General features: G+C 43.4%; 20 protein-coding genes. 8 read left to right on the top strand and 12 right to left on the bottom strand.

From position 1 onward, the window contains the following. Window positions 1-8: 8 nt before the first annotated feature. The 10 genes from NKF87_RS13980 to NKF87_RS13935 form a co-directional block, all read right to left on the bottom strand. On the bottom strand, window positions 9-512 hold the full coding sequence (locus NKF87_RS13980) for a hypothetical protein (RefSeq protein ID WP_117598128.1): 504 nt from the start codon (window positions 510-512) through the stop codon (window positions 9-11). Further along, window positions 505-933, bottom strand: coding sequence for a type IV pilus modification PilV family protein (locus tag NKF87_RS13975; protein ID WP_117598129.1), 429 nt, complete (start codon window positions 931-933; stop codon window positions 505-507). Before NKF87_RS13975 ends, NKF87_RS13980 begins: the two co-directional genes overlap by 8 nt. Next, the gene (locus NKF87_RS13970; RefSeq protein ID WP_117598130.1) at window positions 930-1,415 is read right to left on the bottom strand and encodes a DUF4860 domain-containing protein; all 486 of its coding nucleotides are present in this window, start codon (window positions 1,413-1,415) and stop codon (window positions 930-932) included. The genes NKF87_RS13975 and NKF87_RS13970 overlap by 4 nt, the downstream gene beginning before the upstream one ends. Further along, window positions 1,412-1,750: a sigma factor regulator N-terminal domain-containing protein gene (locus NKF87_RS13965; protein ID WP_028086577.1), complete on the bottom strand. Its 339-nt coding sequence runs from the start codon at window positions 1,748-1,750 to the stop codon at window positions 1,412-1,414. Before NKF87_RS13965 ends, NKF87_RS13970 begins: the two co-directional genes overlap by 4 nt. A 15-nt stretch (window positions 1,751-1,765) precedes the next feature. Beyond that, a complete protein-coding gene (locus tag NKF87_RS13960) occupies window positions 1,766-2,815 on the bottom strand; it encodes a type II secretion system F family protein (RefSeq protein WP_226853389.1) in 1,050 nt (349 codons plus the stop codon). A gap of 64 nt (window positions 2,816-2,879) precedes the next feature. Then, on the bottom strand, window positions 2,880-3,806 hold the full coding sequence (locus NKF87_RS13955; RefSeq protein WP_117598132.1) for a transglutaminase-like domain-containing protein: 927 nt from the start codon (window positions 3,804-3,806) through the stop codon (window positions 2,880-2,882). A gap of 35 nt (window positions 3,807-3,841) precedes the next feature. Beyond that, entirely contained in the window at window positions 3,842-4,591 is a 750-nt protein-coding gene (locus NKF87_RS13950; RefSeq protein ID WP_253583730.1) for a hypothetical protein, read from the bottom strand. Next, window positions 4,584-5,183, bottom strand: a complete 600-nt coding sequence (locus NKF87_RS13945; protein ID WP_055283273.1) for an RNA polymerase sigma factor — start codon at window positions 5,181-5,183, stop codon at window positions 4,584-4,586. Before NKF87_RS13945 ends, NKF87_RS13950 begins: the two co-directional genes overlap by 8 nt. 18 nt (window positions 5,184-5,201) lie before the next feature. Then, window positions 5,202-5,897, bottom strand: coding sequence for a GGDEF domain-containing protein (locus NKF87_RS13940; RefSeq protein ID WP_055283276.1), 696 nt, complete (start codon window positions 5,895-5,897; stop codon window positions 5,202-5,204). 159 nt (window positions 5,898-6,056) lie between these two features. Then, a complete protein-coding gene (locus NKF87_RS13935) occupies window positions 6,057-7,208 on the bottom strand; it encodes a GGDEF domain-containing protein (protein WP_147332475.1) in 1,152 nt (383 codons plus the stop codon). Between the two features lie 261 nt (window positions 7,209-7,469). On the opposite strand from NKF87_RS13935, the gene lepB reads away from it, so the two are divergent. From lepB to NKF87_RS13900, 7 genes are all read left to right on the top strand, one after another. Further along, a complete protein-coding gene (lepB, locus tag NKF87_RS13930) occupies window positions 7,470-8,027 on the top strand; it encodes a signal peptidase I (protein WP_117598135.1) in 558 nt (185 codons plus the stop codon). 26 nt (window positions 8,028-8,053) lie between these two features. After that, entirely contained in the window at window positions 8,054-9,622 is a 1,569-nt protein-coding gene (locus NKF87_RS13925; protein ID WP_117598136.1) for a D-alanyl-D-alanine carboxypeptidase family protein, read from the top strand. Window positions 9,623-9,973: 351 nt separating this feature from the next. Beyond that, window positions 9,974-13,129: an isoleucine--tRNA ligase gene (gene ileS, locus NKF87_RS13920; protein ID WP_117598137.1), complete on the top strand. Its 3,156-nt coding sequence runs from the start codon at window positions 9,974-9,976 to the stop codon at window positions 13,127-13,129. Between the two features lie 33 nt (window positions 13,130-13,162). After that, the gene (locus NKF87_RS13915) at window positions 13,163-15,640 is read left to right on the top strand and encodes a glycogen/starch/alpha-glucan phosphorylase (protein WP_117598138.1); all 2,478 of its coding nucleotides are present in this window, start codon (window positions 13,163-13,165) and stop codon (window positions 15,638-15,640) included. Window positions 15,641-15,735: 95 nt separating this feature from the next. After that, window positions 15,736-16,686: a SpoIID/LytB domain-containing protein gene (locus NKF87_RS13910; protein WP_181978368.1), complete on the top strand. Its 951-nt coding sequence runs from the start codon at window positions 15,736-15,738 to the stop codon at window positions 16,684-16,686. 44 nt (window positions 16,687-16,730) lie between these two features. Then, the gene (locus NKF87_RS13905; protein WP_117598139.1) at window positions 16,731-17,537 is read left to right on the top strand and encodes a M23 family metallopeptidase; all 807 of its coding nucleotides are present in this window, start codon (window positions 16,731-16,733) and stop codon (window positions 17,535-17,537) included. Between the two features lie 159 nt (window positions 17,538-17,696). After that, on the top strand, window positions 17,697-17,966 hold the full coding sequence (locus NKF87_RS13900) for a GIY-YIG nuclease family protein (RefSeq protein WP_117598140.1): 270 nt from the start codon (window positions 17,697-17,699) through the stop codon (window positions 17,964-17,966). A gap of 115 nt (window positions 17,967-18,081) precedes the next feature. On the opposite strand, the gene trhA is transcribed toward NKF87_RS13900, so the two are convergent. After that, window positions 18,082-18,744 carry a PAQR family membrane homeostasis protein TrhA gene (gene trhA, locus NKF87_RS13895; protein WP_117598141.1) on the bottom strand — a complete coding sequence of 221 codons (663 nt, stop codon included), beginning with the start codon at window positions 18,742-18,744 and terminating at the stop codon, window positions 18,082-18,084. Between the two features lie 149 nt (window positions 18,745-18,893). Further along, entirely contained in the window at window positions 18,894-19,760 is an 867-nt protein-coding gene (locus NKF87_RS13890) for an AraC family transcriptional regulator (protein WP_055283294.1), read from the bottom strand. A 235-nt stretch (window positions 19,761-19,995) separates the two neighbouring features. Between NKF87_RS13890 and NKF87_RS13885 the strand changes: the two genes are divergently transcribed. Then, window positions 19,996-21,279, top strand: a complete 1,284-nt coding sequence (locus NKF87_RS13885; protein ID WP_055283296.1) for an ABC transporter substrate-binding protein — start codon at window positions 19,996-19,998, stop codon at window positions 21,277-21,279. Window positions 21,280-21,303: the final 24 nt, after the last annotated feature.

Below are 21,303 nucleotides of genomic sequence, written 5' to 3'. Positions count from 1 at the left end.
CTTTATCATTATTGTATTAATTGAATGGAATTGTCGGCATTCCAGTCACTTGTAGAAGTCATTTTCCAACAGGTGATCTTATAGAATGCAGAAGCAGTATCTGAATCTTCCCGGTCAGACCCGGCTGTAGCGGAACTGTCCGGATAGGTGATCTGGATCCGGACTTCCAGTTCCTGTGACTTGTTGACAGCTGTCTGAAAAGAATAGATCAGGGATCCGTCGCTGCCGGTGATTCCAAGCTGTTGACGCACCTGTTGATAATAGCTGTCTGCATCGGAAGTGGAATGATAGCATGCCTGCAGGATCTTCTCTGTCTTTGCAAGCTTTTTCTCTGCTTTGTTGGATGCCCTGTAATAAGCGGTTGTGTGACCGGCAAGTGTCTGTGCAGACCGATAGCTGCCGGAAGCGGTAGACAATGATAACGCTGCAAGTGTAACCATACAGAGCACGATGAATATCATCAGAAGCGATACAGAGCCGATATTCGTAACAGGAAATTTTCGTTTATTCATGACCGGCAGCCTCCTTTATGCTGTATGGTGTATGGCAGGTAACGTTCAAAGAATAGATCTTTCTTCCGTTGTTAAGCTGCCTTGCGGTGATCTGGTAAGTTGTCAGGCCATCCGTACCGCTATCTTCATCGGATGCGTCCTTTTCTTTTACAGTTATCATATAAGCGGCCTTCTTCTCTTCACATGTATCCCAGGAAGAAGAGTAGAAAGCCTGTGCCTCTACAGATTCTCCTGCTCTTAGAAGTTCCGCAGTGCTCTCTACATGCATAAGAGCTGCGTTCAGGTCACGGGCATTCTCTGTCAGGATGTGTGACCGTGCAAATGCTCTCAGACAGACAGCACTTACCAGTGAGAAGAACAGAATGGCAATGATCAGTTCGATCAGAAACAGAGAAGAGCGGCTGTTGGAAGTTCGTTTCATTGGCGGCTCCTTTCTGATATCGTGACAGAAGCAGTCGTTCCATCCGTATCTGTGGATGTGAATCTGAAAAGTCCGGGTTTGATCTCGCTGACAGAGAAGTCTGCGACTGCCAGGATATCTTTGCCATCCGAAGGGGAAGCATCCGTGCCGTCCCGGAGAGTCAGTTCCTTTAATTTACCTTTGTAAGAATAGATATAAGTGGTGTAGCGGATATCACCGGAACCACCCTTTAGTACAAGACATTCCTGTCCCTGAAAAGTCCCGGCTGATATACCGCCGTCAGAATCGTTCTGACGTATCTTTTCCGCCACGTAGGCAAGAGATGTGTGGACGGTGTAGCCGGTATTCATTTTCTGTGTCTGCGAACTGTATATATGGGCAGACAGGACCAGCACAAGGAAGGAAGAAATGGCAAATACGAAGAGGACAGCAATCGGGAATAACAGGTCAATGACATGATTTTTCTGTCTTTGGAATCTCAACGGTGATCCGCCTCCTTCCTGATAATAGTAATGTCGGGCATGATATTGGCACCGAGCGGCTGATAGTCTACAAAATATTTATTCTCATCATAATGAAGTCCGTAATGTTTTTTCAGGTAGCCAAGACTCTGCGGATAGCTCCCTTCCAGGGTATAACAGGTGGTTACACTCCGGGTTATGGCATTCTGAAGAGTCTGCATCTCCTCCTGATCCATCTTTTTGTTCATGGCAGTCAGCCCGCAGCCAAATCCGGCAAAGATCAGCAGGAAGATAAGAACAGAGATGATAACATTACGCAGATATGAAGTTTTACGTTCTCTTATAAAACGCTGCATATGCATCCACTCCTTCTATAATCCTGCCATAATGCTGACTAGCGGAAGCATTACGGACAATAAGATAATGCCGACGATCACGGATAAGATGATGACGAGTGTCGGTTCGATCGCAGCGATCATTCCGGCCATCCTTACATCAATATCTTCATCATATTGATCTGCGATCTTCTGCATGATCTCTTCCATGGAACCGGTACGTCCGCCGATGGACACCAGTCTGGCGTAAAGTCCGGAGAATATGTGATTGCTCAAAAGTACTTCACTAAAATCATTTCCGGATGAAAGCTCTTCCCGGCATTTTTCCAGCCTGGTACGGAATGCATGGTCATCGATCAGATCCATAGTAAGGTTCAGACATTCTTCCGGCGGAAGACCGCTGCTTAACGTAAGTGCCATACCGCTGGCGAAGCGGCGGGCAGAGATCTTCTCATATAACTGTCTGGAATTCTTAAACTTTCCAAAGAAAGACTGGAAGTTCTGAGACCGCTTTTTCGAAAAGCATACGTAGAAAATCATTCCTGCCAGTACGGCAAGAATCAGAAGAAAGACTGCAATATGACGGTTCAGGAACTGTCCGATATTCAGGATCACAAGGGAAATGCCGGACATACTGCTTCCGAGCTGGATAAATACCTGATTGAAGACCGGCATTACTTTCATGATCAGGAGCAGGATGACAAGCAGCATCATGACGATCATGATCAGCGGATAAGTAACCGCACTCTTGATGGATTCTGCCAGAGAATCCTCTTTCTCATAATAGACGGCCAGAGAATCCATAACATCATCCAGGCGGCCGGTCTGCTCACCGATTCGGACCATAGAGATCATGTAGTCCGGATAAGCGTGTGTATCTTCCAGTGCCTGTGTCAGGTTTCCGGTCTGCATAAGTGTATCATTGACCGCAGAGAGTAATTCCTTCTCGCCTGCATTCTGTGAATCTTCCAGCATGATCGAGATCCCCTCGATAGAAGAGATACCGGATCTTAAGATCATGGCGGTCTGGGAACAGAAAGCGGCAATCTCTGTATTGGAAAGTGGAGTGAATGTTTTGTCTGCCATAAAAGTCTCCTTTCATATCCCATCATATATGGCCATATAGAATACTACATATTTCATGGTGGGATTAATACGTATATTTTACAACATAATGACTGCCGTCGCCGACATATTTCTTAACAGCGGCACTGTCGTTGGTTGCGGCAAGGGTTGGATCCATAATCTGCCAGGTATTCCCGTTGAACTGGATGATATCATCTACCCAGCCTTTGTCATCAATATATGTGCTGATCCAGGCATGGTAGGCATCTCCGGAGTAACCGACTTCCAGTTTGGTCGGAATATTCTGTGACCGCAGCATGCTTGTCATAAGTGCCGCATAGTCAAAGCATATCCCTTTTTTGGAAGAAAGCGTATCATCAATATCCGGGACATATCCGTAAGATACGTTCTGTGCTTTTTCTGTGTCGTAAGAAATGTTTTTAATCACATAATTGTAAATGTTCTGTACAACATCCAGATCACTGTAGGTGTCTTTTGCAAGATCGCTGCCTTTGGAGACAGCCTTCGAATCTGTATGGAAGTTCACATATTGATTCGGATACAGGAAAGGAAGGAATTCATCTTCGATGCTGACGTTGATGGATTGGGCAAGTGAGACGGTATAAGTGTCACCTGCGACATTTTCCAGAACCTGTAAGGCATAGGAGCCATTTCCGGCTGTCAGCGGGAATGTATCATATGCTCCGCGGTCGCTGATCAGGTAAGTATAACAACTCTGATCGGGACATGTGATCTGAAGCTTTACTTTTTCATTTGTTCCATTGTATTTCACCATAACATAGCCCTGCGAAGTATTTGATGTATCAATGGAAGCAAAATCATTCTGATAAACGGTAACCCCGTCAGCTGACGGGGTTAACACTCTAGGCGTTGAATCTCTGGGGGGACCGGAATGTTCCTTTCGGGATGCGGAAGAACTGCCGGAACAACCCCCAAGAAGAAGGCAGAATATGGCGATAAGTAAATAGGATAAATGTAATCTGTATTTCATATCTGCAATCCTCCTGTGTATTTATAAATCGTCTGTTAATTATTATCGACCGGTGAGAGCAGAAGTACCAGCTCGTTTCCGGCGTTATCCGGAATCGTAACGGTTACAGGTGCGTCCGGAACCGGATATACAATCATTCCGGTTTTTGTGTCAAAGTGATCCGGTGCGTATCCGCCGATATTCGGATAGTCGATACCGGAATAGGTATCCATAACTTCCAGGTAGATATAACCGTCTTTGGAATAATAATCCTTAAGAACCGGCTTTTCTTTGTCGAGATGACGGACCTTGTAGAACCTGGCGGCCACCTGTCCGTTGAAAGAGACTGCTTTGATCTTCAGTGTTCCGTTATCGGAAATCGCAGCCTTGAATTCCTTTGAACCCTCTTCCTGAAGCCGGACCGGAGTCCCGTTTATGGTGGCACTTACGGAATGTAAAGGAAGCAGTGTCTTGATATGAATATTATATATGGCATCCGAAGCGGATTTGACATCCGTTCGTTCTGCGATGATCGATGGCCGGAAGAACATAAGCGGAAGCAGGATCAGGACGATCAGGAAAATGTATGCCAGAGTCCGTCCGAGATTGAAGCCGTGCTTTTTATAATTTCCCCAGGATTCCAGGACTTCGACCGGGACTACGCTGGGTTCCATATCGCATGCGGCAAATACATTATCCAGCAATTGGTTCGCTGTCTGTGTATCCAGTTCAGGAATGTCTGTATGTTCTGTGTTGTTCAAAGAAGAATTATCCGGATGAAATACAAGGGTGGCGTTTTTATTCAAACCAATCGCCTCCCATCTTATTTTTCAGCAGTTTCTCAAGTAGTTTTTTGCCTTTTACAAGTCGACGTTTGATCGTGCTGTGGCTGCAGTTCATGGCATCGGCAATCTCATCGATACTCATATCGTTGAAATAACGCATAATAAGTGCCTGTGCATATTGCGGTGGTAATTCGAGAACAGAAGCCATGAGTACGGGGTGGTCGAAATGATCCATGAGCTGCTTTTCCGGATTGTGTGTCATGGAATCCGGCTGCAGATGCGGATCCTTTTCCTGCGTCATCTCCGTAACATGGTTAAGCTCTTCTTCATGACGGCTGTTCTTCTGACATACATCAAAACAGGTGCGGAATGTAATCTGGTTCAGCCAGGAGACGAAGAGCCGGGGATTCTTCAGGGTGTTGATATTTTTCAGCACCAGAATGTATACATCCTGAAGAATATCCTGTGCGAGATAAGCATCCTTTGCATAACGATAGGTAAAACGGTACTGCTTCTGATATGTGGCGGTATAAAGTTCTGCAAAAGCCTCACTATCACCGCGCTGAGTCTTGAGAACAAGTTCGGCGAGATAGTTATAATCTAATTCATCCATAGAACAGTACCTCCTTGGTTAGTGCGCGATCGTTTCATCGGAAATTCTATTATAGGCAAGAGCAATCAACTGGGTAATTTCAGCAAGGTGTTCTTCGCTGTTCTTTGCAATACCGATCCGATATTCAATGGAAATGGCAGAAGGTGACTGGTTGTGCTGCTTAACACGGTCGGCAATCCGGGCGAGGAAAGTATTCAACTGGTCATCTGTGCAATTTTCAAAGATTGCAAGAAATTTATTGCCGCCGTTACGTCCCACAAAACAAAGGGACAGCGCGGAGGCAGACAGGATATTGGAAAAATCTTTTAATAACATATTTCCGGTCGCATGATCATAAAGTTTGTTCACGGACGAAAGATTGGAAAGATCTATCATCACACATGTCAGATTGTCAGGAAGCGTTGTGTCATAATACTTTTCAATGATCGTATCACAGCTGAAACGGTTCGGGATACCGGACAATGGATCGGAATATGCAACGCCGTATAAATTGTGATAGTTTAATTTGACCGATGAAAGGATACTGAAATCAATCAGAAGAAATACATAACTTGCAAGTAATACGATCCAGATAATGATGAACAGTATCGTTGCGGGAGTTGATGCAAAGATATACTGCTTTACTTCCGGCTGCATCAAAAGATATACACTGATCAACGTTATCAAAATCAGTAAAGATAATTGTACAATTTTAAAAATATTGAATTTTTTCATAACTTCCCTGTCTCTTTTTCAAAAATGGATATTTTCATATCTGTGGTATAGATCTGTATGAACAATTTCAGTATAACATAAACTAGCCGTTTTGATAAATAAAGAATAACATAAACCCGGATTATTCATGTCTGCTGTGAATAATCCGGGTTTATGTTATCAATTATCTGATTTCTTTAACAAATGATATTTCCGCTTTTCCTCATACATTTTTTCATCCATATGCATCAGGAACACTTCGGCATCATCTTCAGATCCAAATTCTGCATATCCCATGGAAACACTTAGAGTGAATGGTTCTATCCCGGATTCATTGAAACGGGATAGGTTATTATGAATCTCTTTCATTGTGGCCAGGACACTTTCTTCCTCAACACCTGATAGTAATACAATAAACTCATCTCCCGCATAGCGGATTGCCATACCGGCAGCTGGTATAGATCTAAAAAGTATATTTCCCAACGTACAGATAGCCTTATCTCCCATACTATGACCAAAATTATCATTAATATATTTAAAGGCGTTTACATCCATCATGATTCCATATAAAGATTTACATTTCGTAAATTTCCTTTCAGAAAGTACTGCATTAAGATATCTCCGATTATATAATCCGGAAAGTTCATCCATATATAAATTCTCGGCATATGTCTGCATCTGCACAAATATCAATGCGATCGCAACTAACACCCATGACGATGTGATTCCGTAAAAAAGGAACTGGATAAGCACGCCTGCAAAACAGGGACCGACGAAATATATCACGGGAAAGAAATTCACATTAACTCCCTGTTTTTTGGAATGATACACCAGATAGATGCTGTAAGCAAAATATAATATAAGTGAGATATATCCTACCAGTGAACCGGCAGTTCGCTGATATACATTCTCCTTAGATATTTTAAACATAATCCCTGTTCCGGGCAGATTACATAAAACCATAATTACTTCTACGATCCAAGGAAACATTACAACTCTTACTTTTTTGAATATTCTCTTATAATTCCGGTAAATGCGTAATTCTACATACAGACACCAAAGCAGACCTATGCTGACGGTACCTATAAAACATATGCTGTTGGAGATATAATTGATCTGTCTACAGCCGGTAAATTGATTCCCATCTACCAGAAAAGCAATTGTCTCAGACAATGCCCCCGCTAAGTTCACTATTGCCATTCCGTCATATAGTTTGTCTTCCTCATGGAGACTTTCTCTGTTTTTCCGTCTGCAAAGCAAAAGAAACCACATCATTAGCACAGTCAATCCGTTTGCTATCAATATTTCTTCTATAACTATTATTTCTATCACCTTCCTATCACCATGTTTTTCTATTATATCTCCGTGCTTCCTTCAAAACAATACATATCCTGGATTATTCATACCTTTTACGTGAAAGCTGGTAAAAATCACTTAGTGATTTACACGAAGACTGCTTCATTTTTTCTGAACATTAAGGCAGGGAAAAGGGGCGGCCGTTCTTTTTTGTTGAGTTAACCGGGGAAAAGGATTATAATAGAGAACGCGTGGAATAAGACGCAGGAAAGACAGGAAAAGGACAAAGGATAGAATATGGAGATAGATGCAATCAAGAAGAAAGTGTTGGAAGATGTAGATCCCGAGACGCGCAGAAAGAAAAAAAAAGAGATGCGCATCCAGAGACTGATCGTGACATTGCAGTTCCTGGGGATAGCAGCAGTGGTGATCCTGATCTTCTATATACTGATGGGAATCTCGACTGTTGATGGGAATTCGATGTATCCGACACTTCATGACAAGGACATCGTTATATATAACAGAAGATGTAAGGAATATAAGGCCGGAGACATCGTGGCGATCGCCCGGCCATCCGGAGAGGATTATGTAAAGCGGGTCATAGCTGTGGCCGGAGACACGGTTAATATCCAGGATGGCAAAGTATATGTAAACGGAGAAGAAGTAAGATACGACGGAGAGATAGGAACGACAGAAAAGAAGGCGTCAAAGATCACATATCCACTGAGAGTCGGAGACAAAGAGGTATTTGTCCTCGGAGATAACAGAGAAGTATCCAGAGATTCGCGGGAGATCGGAACGGTGAAGGTGTCCGATATTGAAGGAAAGATTGAGTGGTATATGGGAAGACCATAACGAAACGACAGAGGAGAATAGAAATTATGCGGGGGAAAAAACAGATAGCAGCCGTAGTTCTTGCGGTGATACTTGCGGTGGCAGCAGGGATACCGCACAGTATGGTATACGCAGAGCCGGACAGCACCGGGAATGCGCAGGCAGCAGACGCAGCGGCAGATGATACCCAGAAAGAAGAGAAAAAAGAAGAAGACATGACTCCGGAAGAGCTGGAGAAGAAGGCAGAAGAAGATGCTTATAAGATGGAGATCCAGTCGAACAGCTGGAAGAACTGGCCGCAGGGACCGGGAACATACGGAGAAGCAGCGATCGTGATGGATGCAGGAACCGGAAGTATCTTATATGCGAAGAATATTGACGGGCATGAATATCCTGCCAGCATCACAAAAGTTCTGACCAGCCTTATCGCATTAAAATATGGCAGCCTGTCAGACCAGGTAACATTTTCGAATGACTGTATATCTTTTATGCAGCCGGGAGATTCTTCCGCAGGATTAAAAGAAGGAAATGTGATCTCGTTGGAACAGGCGTTGTATGCGACACTGCTTGCCTCGGCAAATGAAGCAGCCTATGCGGTTGCGGAAAATGTCGGGAAGAATGCCGGGCACGATTACAACTGGTTCATACAGCAGATGAACGAGGAATGCAAAAGTCTCGGCGGGGAGAACTCGAACTTTGTCAATGCGAACGGGCTTCATGATGACAATCATTATACCTGTGCGCGTGACATGGCTTTGATCGGCAGGGAGATCTGGCGTTATCCGGAATTCTTAAAGATCTGTCAGGAGCAGAGTTATACGATCCCGGCATCCGATACGACGGAAGAGCACGTATTTCCGCAGCATCATAAGATGCTTATAAAAGAAAATAAAAATTATTACCAGTATGCGGTCGCAGGAAAGACGGGATATACATCCAATGCCTTATCCACACTGATCACCATGGCTGATAACGGCAATATGAAACTGGTATGTGTCGTACTCAGGACGCATGGAGCGAATATATATCCGGATACAAAGAATCTGTTCGAATATGTATTTAATAATTTCCAGAAGATTCCGGTGGCAGATGAGAAGAAACCGACAGAAGTAAAAGAATTCATAACGGCATCGGATGAAAGTGAGGACGCCGGATCCGCACAGACGGGCGGGAATGAGTACCAGCCGCTGGAAGATGGCTATGTGATCCTGCCGAAGGATGTCTCATACAAAGATACAGACTATGAGATTACAGACGTAGATGAAAAGACCGGAAAAGGAACGATCCAATATACTTATGACGGACATCCGGTAGGAAGTGCGACAGCAAAGTTCACGGAAGAATACCTGCAGAAAATAAGTACAGGGAAAGAACGTGTGGATAATAAGAAGGAGAATGTGGATAACTCCGGGACAACGAAGAACTCCGGTGGAAAATTAAGCGCAAAGAGCATCTGGACGAATTTCGTGCAGAAAGCAAAAGCAGCATGGGCGTTTGGCCAGAAGAAATATGCCGGGAAATCGGCTTCGGAACAATATATGATCGCCGGAGAATGTGTGGCACTGGTGATCCTGATCGTCAGCCTGATCGTTGTATTGATACGCCGGAGAAGATAAAAGACAGAGGATACATGAAAAATAAGGTAAAACCCCTTGACGGATTTTAGGATTGTTGCATATAATAAAGGGTGTGAAAAACGCTGACGAAGACAGTAGGATATAACAGAACGCAGCAGCGAGCCGGGGATGGTGGAAGTCCGGTGCAAGTAAGATATATCTGAATATCACTTCTGAGTTGCAGATTTTGAAAGGTTTCGGTAAGTGACTGAGTAAAAACTGACGGTATTCCTCCGTTACAGGGAAGACATATGATGGTATGTTAGGTGGTTTATAAACGTAAGTACAGCTTTCGTCCTATACAGGGCGGAAGCTTTTTTAATTCTATGTTTTAATTTTATGGAGGTAAATATGTATAAGAAAGTTTCTACGGATCTTAATTTTGTAGACAGAGAAAAACAGACAGAGAAATTCTGGGAAGACAATGACATCTTCAGAAAAAGTATGCGTGACCGTGAAGGCAACGAGATCTATATGTTCTACGACGGCCCTCCGACAGCCAACGGAAAACCGCACATCGGACACGTTCTGACACGTGTTATTAAGGATATGATCCCGAGATACCGTACCATGAAGGGATACGAAGTTCCAAGAAAGGCCGGATGGGACACACACGGACTTCCGGTAGAGCTGGAAGTTGAGAAGCTTCTCGGACTGGACGGAAAAGACCAGATCGAAAAATACGGTATGGAACCATTCATCAAGAAATGTAAAGAAAGCGTATGGAAATACAAAGGTATGTGGGAAGACTTCTCTAATACCGTAGGTTTCTGGGCTGATATGGATGATCCATATGTAACATATGATAATAACTTTATCGAGTCTGAGTGGTGGGCACTCAAGAGAATCTGGGACAAGAAGCTCCTGTATAAAGGATTCAAGATCGTGCCATACTGTCCTCGCTGCGGAACTCCGCTTTCTGCACAGGAAGTAGCACAGGGCTATAAAGATGTAAAAGAACGTTCTGCGATCGTTCGTTTCAAAGTAGTAGGAGAGGATGCATATTTCCTCGCATGGACAACAACACCATGGACACTTCCGTCTAACATCGCACTCTGTGTGAACCCGGAAGAAGACTATGCGAAAGTAAAAGCTGCCGACGGCTATACTTATTACATGGCTGTTGCACTTCTCGATACCGTACTTGGCAGACTTGCCGATGAAGAAAACGGAACAAAGGCTTACGAGATCCTTGAGACATACAAAGGAAAAGATCTCGAATACAAAGAGTATGAGCCATTATACCAGTGTGCTTACGACTGCGCTTCTAAGCAGAACAAGAAAGCATTCTTCGTTACATGCGATACCTATGTAACACTGACAGACGGTACCGGTGTGGTTCATATCGCTCCTGCGTTTGGTGAAGACGATGCCAAGGTCGGACGTAGATATGATATGCCGTTCGTTCAGCTGGTAGACGAAAAAGGTAACATGGGAGAGACGACTCCGTTTGCCGGATTATTCGTTAAGAAGGCTGATCCGGAAGTATTAAAAGACCTCGACGGACGCGGACTTCTCTACGATGCACCGAAGTTCGAGCACAGTTATCCACACTGCTGGAGATGTGATACACCACTTATTTACTACGCTCGTGAATCATGGTTCATCAAGATGACAGAAGTAAAAGATGACCTGATCGCCAACAACAATACAATCAACTGGATTCCGGAAAGCATCGGTAAAGGACGTTTCGGCGACTGGCTTGAGAACGTTCAGGACTGGGGTATCAGCCGTAACCGTTACTGGGGAACTCCACTGAATATCTGGGAGTGTGAATGCGGACACCAGCATTCGATCGGAAGTATCGAAGAGCTGAAAGAAATGTCCGACAACTGCCCGGATGAGATCGAACTTCACCGTCCATACATCGACGAAGTAACGATCAAGTGCCCATGCTGCGGAAAGCAGATGCACAGAGTACCGGAAGTTATCGACTGCTGGTTCGACAGTGGATCTATGCCATTTGCACAGCATCACTATCCATTTGAGAATAAAGAGTTATTTGAAAAGCAGTTCCCTGCAGACTTCATCTCCGAGGCTGTTGACCAGACACGTGGATGGTTCTACTCATTGCTTGCAATCTCTACACTGATCTTCAACAAAGCACCATACAAGAACGTTATCGTACTTGGACACGTGCAGGATGAGAATGGTCAGAAGATGAGTAAGTCCAAGGGAAATGCAGTTGATCCGTTCGACGCACTGGAGAAATACGGAGCAGATGCGATCCGCTGGTACTTCTATGTCAATAGTGCACCATGGCTTCCGAACCGTTTCCACGGAAAAGCCGTTGTAGAAGGACAGAGAAAGTTCATGGGAACACTATGGAACACCTATGCGTTCTTCGTGCTGTATGCGAATATCGATGATTTCGATGCAACAAAATATACACTGGAATACGACAAGCTGTCCGTTATGGATAAATGGCTTCTGTCTAAGCTCAATTCCGCAATCAAGGCAGTAGACTATGATCTGTCCAACTACAAGATTCCGGAGGCTGCAAAGGCACTTCAGAGCTTCGTAGACGATATGAGTAACTGGTATGTAAGACGAAGCCGTGAACGTTTCTGGGCTAAGGGAATGGAACAGGATAAGATCAATGCTTACATGACTCTGTACACAGCACTGGTTGAGATCTGTAAGACGGCAGCGCCGATGATCCCGTTCATGACAGAAGAGATCTATCAGAACCTGGTAAGAAGCGTGGACGAGAGCGCTCCGGAAAGTATCCATCTGTGTGACTTCCCGGTTGTAAATGAAGCACATATCGATACAGAACTGGAAGCTAATATGGACAATGTTCTGAAGCTGGTTGTTATGGGACGTGCATGCAGAAATACTGCAAATATCAAGAACCGTCAGCCGATCGGACAGATGTATGTAAAAGCTGATTTTGAAGTACCGGAATTTTACAAAGACATCGTAAAAGATGAATTAAATGTAAAGAATGTAACATTTACACAAGATGTTCGTGACTTTACTTCATATACTTTTAAACCTCAGTTAAAGACAGTGGGACCAAAATATGGTAAAATGTTAGGAGGTATTAAAGCAGCACTCGATAAACTCGAAGGAAATGCAGCAATGGATGAGTTAAATGCTACAGATGCCCTGAAGCTTGATATCAATGGACAGGAAGTGACTCTGTTCCGCGAAGATCTGTTGATCGAATCTGCACAGATGCCGGGATATGTATCTGAGAATGACAACGGAATTACAGTTGTTATGGATACAAACCTTTCCGAAGAACTTCTGGAAGAAGGATTTGTACGTGAGATCATCAGTAAAGTACAGACCATGCGTAAGGAAGCCGGATTCGAAGTTATGGATAAGATCGCAGTATCTTATGAAGGTACAGAAAAAGCAGAGAAAGTATTTGCAGACAATGCATCTACGATCGCAGATGAAACACTTGCACTGGAAGTTACAAAAGCAGTACCTGCAGGCTACACGAAAGAGTGGAAGATCAATGGAGAAGCTGTAACGATCGGTGTGGAAAAGAGATAATCAAAGCCCAGTTTGTTAGAAGGGAAGTAGAAAATGTATAATCCAAGATTTGAAAAAGACGTATTTAAAAGAGATGTACGGAACAATGTAAAGACATTGTTCCGTAAGGAAGTAGAAGAGGCAACTCCGCAGCAGTTGTTCCAGGCAGTTTCTTATGCTGTAAAGGAAGCCATCATCGATGACTGGCTTGCAACACAGAAACAGTATGAGAAAGACGATCCGAAGACCGTATATTACATGTCCATGGAATTCCTGCTCGGAAGAGCTCTCGGAAACAACCTGATCAACATGACGGCATATAAGGAAGTAAAAGAAGCTCTGGAAGAGATGGGAATCGACCTGAACGTGATCGAGGACCAGGAGCCGGATCCGGCACTTGGTAACGGTGGACTCGGACGTCTGGCAGCATGTTTCCTGGATTCTCTTGCAACACTGGGATATGCATCTTATGGATGCGGTATCCGTTACCGTTATGGTATGTTCAAGCAGAAGATCAGAGACGGCTATCAGGTAGAAGCACCGGATAACTGGTTAAAAGACGGCAACCCGTTCGAGCTTCGCAGACCGGAATATGCGAAAGAAGTACGTTTTGGCGGAAATATCCGTGTGGAATACGATGAGACAGGAAAGACACACTTCGTTCAGGAGAACTATGAATCTGTAATGGCGATCCCTTATGATTATCCGATCGTAGGATACGGCAACCACATCGTGAATACACTCCGTATCTGGGATGCAGAAGCGATCGTAGATTTCCAGTTAGATTCCTTTGACCGTGGAGATTATCACAAAGCCGTTGAGCAGGAGAACCTTGCGAAGAACATCGTAGAAGTGCTTTATCCAAATGATAACCACATCGCAGGAAAAGAACTGAGACTGAAACAGCAGTATTTCTTCGTATCAGCAAGTATCCAGGCTGCAATTACAAAGTTTAAAAAGAAACATGGTGATATCAGCAAACTGCCGGAGAAAGTAACATTCCAGATGAATGATACACATCCGACAGTAGCAGTAGCAGAGCTGATGCGTATTCTTCTTGATGAGGAGAATCTCGGATGGAATGAAGCATGGGATATCACAACAAAATGCTGTGCATATACGAACCATACGATCATGGCAGAAGCACTTGAGAAATGGCCGATCAATCTGTTCTCAAGACTCCTTCCACGTATTTATCAGATCATCCAGGAGATCGACCGCCGCTTTGTCGAGCAGGTAAGAGCACAGTATCCTGGTAATGAAGAGAAAGTAAAGAAGATGGCGATCCTGATGGACGGTCAGGTTAAGATGGCACATCTTGCGATCGTTGCAGGCTATTCTGTCAACGGTGTTGCAAAGCTGCATACAGAGATCCTGAAGAACCAGGAACTGAAAGATTTCTATCAGATGATGCCGGAGAAGTTCAACAACAAGACCAATGGTATCACACAGAGACGTTTCCTTATGCATGCGAATCCGCTGCTTGCCGACTGGGTAACAGAGAAGCTCGGAACAAAAGAGTGGATTACAGACTTATCCAAGATGAGCGGACTGAAGGAATGGCTGGATGACGAAGAGGCTCTGAAAGAATTCATGACGATCAAGTTCAAGAACAAAGAGCGTCTTGCAGCTTACATCAAAGAGCACAACGGTGTAGAAGTAGATCCAAGATCAATCTTCGATGTACAGGTAAAACGTCTGCACGAATACAAACGTCAGCTGCTGAATATCCTGCATGTAATGTATCTGTATAACCAGATCAAAGAGCATCCGGAGATGTCCTTCTATCCTAAGACATACATCTTCGGTGCAAAGGCTTCCGCAGGATATATCCGTGCAAAAGAGATCATCAAACTGATCAACTCAGTTGCGGATGTGATCAACAATGACCGCAGCATCAACGGCAAACTGAAAGTTGTATTTATTGAAGATTACCGCGTATCGAACGCAGAGCTGATCTTCGCAGCAGCAGATATCAGTGAGCAGATTTCTACAGCTTCCAAAGAAGCTTCCGGAACAGGTAACATGAAGTTCATGATGAACGGTGCACCGACACTCGGAACGATGGACGGAGCGAACGTAGAGATCGTAGACGAAGTTGGAATCGACAATGCATTTATCTTCGGACTGAGTGCAGACGAAGTTATCAACTATGAGCAGAACGGTGGATACAATCCATACGATATCTACAACAACGATCCGGATATCAGAAGAGTGGTAGACCAGCTGGTAGACGGAACTTATGCAAACGGTGATAAAGAGATGTATCGTGACCTTTACAACAGCCTTCTGAACAATCAGGGCGGTGCAAGAGCAGATATGTACTTTATCTTAAAAGACTTCCGTTCTTACGCAGATGCACAGGCCCGTGCAATGGAAGCTTACAAAGACACAGACAAATGGGCTAAGATGGCTCTTAAGAATACCGCTTGCTGCGGTAAGTTCTCGGCAGACAGAACGATCCAGGAATATGTAGATGATATCTGGCATCTGGATCATGTTGTGATCAATGAGGATGAACTGGAATATTAAAAAAAACCCTCTCATACCATAAGGTATGGGAGGGCTTTTTTGTGCCAGTGGGGAAGGGGGAAAGTGGCTCTGCCGTTGGGGAGGTGTGCAAATATATGAGACGATACAAGGGAATAGGTGGAAAAGTGAAACAGGCCGGCTGCTGGCTGCTTATCATAGTTCTGCTTCCGTATATCATAACCGTATTTATAAATGGACCGAAGGTTATCACTGCTTCCAAAGCAGATGAAACGATGGTGAAAATAAAGAAAAACGGAAAGATGCCTGTGGAGGAGTATTGTATCGGAGTGCTGGCCAGGGATATGCCGGCAGATTATGAGAAAGAAGCGCTGAACGCACAGGCAGTGCTCATCCGGACAGAAGTATATCGCATGATTCAGGAAGCCGGAGGAGACGGCACACTGCCGGAAGAAGCAGCAGACGAATTCTGGACAGAAAAACAGATGAAATCTGCATGGGGCATGCGGTATGCGGAAAATTACCGAAAGTTAAAAAACGCACTGGAATCGACTGCGGGACAAGTGCTGTTCTATGGAAAAGATCTGGCAATGACACCATTTTTTAATCTGAGTAACGGATATACAAGAGACGCAAAAGAGGTGCTTGGAAAGGAAGAGTACCCTTATCTGAAAATCGTGGAATGCCCCGGGGATGTAAATGCTGAAAATGAGATACAGACGGTGATACTGGAAGTGAAGAGTGAACAAAAAGGCGAAAATGAGGAAACTACAGGTATTGAAACGATGGATGTGGAGATACAGGAGACGGATTCCGTGGGATATGTATTGAAGATCCGCGTGGGAGACAAGGTAATGAGCGGGGAAGAATTCAGAAATAAATATGAACTGGCTTCCAGTTGTTTTACGTTGCAACCTTATAATGGAAAGTTAAGAGTAACCACAAGAGGAGCCGGTCACGGAATCGGTATGAGTCAGTACACGGCAAATGAGATGGCAAAAAAGAAACAAGGATATAGAAAAATATTAAAATATTTTTTTAAAGGAACGGATATAAAAGAAGTGACAGAAATTATAAAAAATGTATAACTACATCACGATCTGGCAAAAATATGGTCAGAGGTGGTGATGAAATGAAGAAAAACGAAAAAACGTCTATGTCCAAACGGCGTGCTACCGTGGCAGCAGTGTTATGTTTTGTGGCAGCAATTGCAATAGCAGGAACATATACATTTAACGATTACAGGAAAACGCAGAAAAATGAGCTGGCGAAGGCGGAAGAAAAAAGCAGGCAGGAAGAGACAAAGAAAGACAACAAAGAGAACAGCGATCTGACAAGAGAAACCGGAACATCAAAAGTAAAAAGTGAGAATACCGGAAGCAGTACAAAGAAAAGCGCAGCAGATGAGAGTACCGTTGATGAGAAAAACGAATCAGACGGAACCGGAATGACAGATCAGTCCGAACAGAATGGAACGGGAACCCAGGCAACAGCAGGAAAGAGTCATAATATTAATTTTACAGAAGACAGCTACATTCTATGGCCGGTGAACGGGGCTGTGATCATGAGCTACAGCATGGATAAGACGGTATATTTCCAGACACTGGATCAGTATAAGTATAATCCGGCCGTGATCATCGAAGGTGCAGAGGGAGACCAGGTGCTCTGCGGCGCACCCGGGATCATCAAGTCGATCGATGTCAGTGCACAGACGGGAACAACGGTCAATGTAGACATCGGAAACGGATACGAGCTGTTATACGGACAGCTGAAAGAAGTACCTGTGAAGGTCGGGGATTATGTAGAAGCGAAGAGTGTGCTTGGCTATGTGAGCCAGCCGACGAAGTATTACAGCAAAGAAGGCTGTAATGTATATTTTGAGATGCGCAAAAACGGACAGCCGGTGAACCCGGTGGAGTATACGGCGGATCAGGATTAAAAGAAAAGGACAGGGATTCCCGGAAATCTCTGTCCGTTTCTTGTGCGGCCCTTCTTTTTGAGGAGTGGATAAAATTGACTTTCCGCAGGATAACAGATAAAATAAAGTGGATTATTACAGGAAAAATCAGACCGATTGTGGATAAGTGGGGAAAGCTACATGAATTATACCTATATCATAAAATGTGCAGACAGTACGTTATACACAGGATGGACAAATGATCTGGATAAGAGGATAAAAGCACACAACAGTGGAAAAGGTGCGAAATACACGAAGACCAGAAGACCGGTGAAGCTTGTGTATTACGAAGAACATGAGACGAAGAATGAGGCAATGAGCCGGGAATATGCGATCAAACAGCTGACACGGAGAGAAAAGGAACGGCTGATCAAAGGAAACGGAAACTTATGTGAAAAAGAGTGTGGATAAGGAGATCGAGATCGGAGAGAAGATCCAAAATGAATTCGAACTCGCGGAATAAGTAAAAATAAATGATATTAAGTGAAAAAAGCTGCCATCGGCAGCTTTTTTCATATGGATTTCATTAAAGTACAAAAGCATACATCACCACAAAGTGGCATGCGCTTCCGGCCATCACAAACAGATGAAAGATCTCATGGCTTCCGAAATATTTGTGTCTGCTGTTAAAGATCGGAAGCTTCAACGCATAGATCACACCGCCAACGGTGTAGATGATACCACCGGCCAGCAGCCATCCGAAAGCCGCCGGACTTAAGGAATTCAGCAATTGTGTAAATGCCAGGACGCAGGTCCAGCCCATGCCGATATAAAGCACGGATGAAACCCATTTCGGACAGTATACCCAGAATGCTTTGATCAGGATTCCGGCGATGGCAAATGACCATACGATCGCAAGAAGGATGATTCCGGTCCTGCCACCAAGTACTAACAGGCAGATCGGAGTGTAGCTTCCGGCGATGAGAACGCTGATCATCATGTGATCGATCTTTTTAAGAATGGTATTTACTTTTTTTGATTTATCGAATGTATGGTAAGTTGTGCTTGCCGCATACAGTAAGATCAGACTTGCCGCATACACAGCAATTGCGATAATGTAAATCTTACTTGGTTCGCGCGCTGCTTTTAAAAGCAATGGGATTGCTGCGAATATTGCCATCAGCATTCCGATAAAATGTGTGATCGCACTTCCCGGATCTTTAATGTGTTCTTTTAACTGCTCTGCCATAGTCATGCACCTCCTGAATGTCGAAAATATGACATGTAGTTTTTGATACTATGTTTGCTATATGTGTATATTATACCAGGAAAAGAAAAAAATCAAGCAGAAAAGGAAAATATTTTTAAAATCAAAATAATCCTTTTCCGCTTGATTTTTTACATATCAGGTTCTAATTTATTTTCATTGCGCCAGCTTCTTGGAGAAGTTCCATAGGTATTCTTGAATGCTCTTGAAAAATGTAACTGATTCGGATATCCGACGGCATTTCCGATATCTGCAATGGATAAAGAGGTCAGTTTCAGAAGTTCTGCAGCCTTCGTCATGCGGTAACTGATTAGGAATTCCTGAGGAGATTTTCCGATGGAATCGTGAAAAATCTTTCCGAAATAACTCCGGTTCAGACCACAGAAAGAAGCAATGTCTTCAATGGTAATATTGTTCTGAAAATTTTGCTCAATATAAGATAATGCTTCTTTGATGTAAAAATCGCTGATCTTTCCACTCTGCTTCATGCGCACTGTAGCAGCAGAACGCATGAAATAATCCAAAAAGAGATACAAATGTCCGATTATATGGAACGGTGAATCGGAGGAGGAACCGGAATGTCTGGTAATATATAACATTTCGTTCATCATTTCATTGCGGAGATCTTTCGAACCGGCATGATAGACCGGATGATCCGGACTGAGTCCGGCAGTAGAGACAATCTCTTTGGCACGGAGTCCGTCAAATTCAATCCAGGTATATTCCCATGGGAGATCCTGATCTGCGATGTAAGTATTGATCTGATTAGGAAATAGCATAAAACCCTGTCCGCTTTTCACCTGATATTTTATTGTATTGCCGGAAGAATCGTCGGCCATTAAAGTTCCGGTTCCGGATATCACATAGTGAAAGATATAATGGTTTCTGGCGGCAGGTCCAAAAGAATGGGAAGGTTCACATTGTTCCCAGCCATACTGATAAAGTCCGATATCAACAAAATTTTCATTTGGGAAAACGGAAAATAAAAGATTACTCATAGGAATCCTCCTTTTTAAAACAGTATATACCAAAATGCTAGATGACTTCAATATATAACGGGAAAAATCGCATTTTGCAATAAAACATATAGTATGATGATATTTATAGACGCATAAGGGTATGTTACAATTCAATTGTAAATAAAAAATAAAAAAACCTGACGATGAAAACAAGAAAATATCCCGGGAAAGGTTCAAAATCAGGAAGGAACGGAACAAAAGGAGTTTGAAAAACATGCATAGGAAGTACAGGAAACTGGTAAGTGCCGGACTGGTTCTTACGATGGCTGGGGCTATGACGTTGCAGGGATGCGGGCAGAAGGAGAAGACAGGAAAGACAGAAATAGAACTTGTGCAGTATAAGCCGGAAGCAGTAAAAACATTTGAGAAAATAGAAGAAGAATTCAACCGTACACATGATGATATTCATCTTACAATTGAATCTCCGAATGATGCAATGACTGTTTTGAAGACGAGATTTATCCGGGAGGATAATCCGGATATTATTGGAATCGGAGGAGACGTGAACTATTCAAACTTTATCGATTCTGACATGTTGATGGATATTTGCGACTATAAGGGTCTGGAAGATATTAAAGAGGCATATAAAGAAATTGATAAAAATCTGGAATTTGTTCCGGAAAAAGGAACTTATGCGGTACCATACGTTGCAAATGCAGCAGGAATTCTTTACAACAAGGAAATGTTCGAAGAACATGGATGGAAAATACCAACTACATGGGATGAACTCATGAGCCTGTGTCAGGAGATACAGAATGCAGGAATCCAGCCATTTTATTTTGGATTTAAAGATACATGGACTTGTCTTGCACCGTGGAATGCGGTTGCGGTAGATCTTGCACCCGCAGATGTGTGTGCACAGGTGAACCGCGGAAAGACAACATTTTCGAAGAAATATAAAGAAGTGGCAGAACGTATGCTGGAGCTGCTTCCATATGGACCGGATGACCCGTTTGCATATGATTACAACGGGGCGTGTACGGCATTTGCAAAAGGTGAGTCCGCAATGTATACGATCGGAAGTTATGCAATTCCACAGATCCAGACAGTGAATCCGGATATGGAGATTGATTCATTTGTAATGCCGGCAAATAATAACAAGGAAGAAAATAAGTTGAACTCAGGAATAGATCTTCAGTTCTGCGTAATGCAAGACTGCAAAAATAAAGAGGCAGCATATGAAGTGTTAGATTTTCTCCTGGAAGATGAGAATGTACAGGCATATCTGGATGCGCAGAAGGCGGTTCCTTGTAAAGAAGGAGATTTTGAACTGCCATCAACCCTTGAAGGAATGAAAGAATATATAAAAGAAGGAAAAATGTCTGACTATCAGGATCATTATTATCCATCGGAAATGGCGGTAGACGCACAGATCCAGACATTCCTGATGAAAAAAGACAGCAAGGCATTTCTTAAGAAATTTGATACAGACTGGGTAAGATATAATCGTGATATTATCCGTAAAGTGGAAGATTACGAGAAATCGCATAATGACTAAGACAGATAAGTTACTGGTAATACG

This window comes from Dorea longicatena (assembly GCF_024168045.1).
GTDB lineage: Bacteria > Bacillota > Clostridia > Lachnospirales > Lachnospiraceae > Dorea_A.
This window is presented reverse-complemented; position numbering and strand designations above follow the sequence as displayed.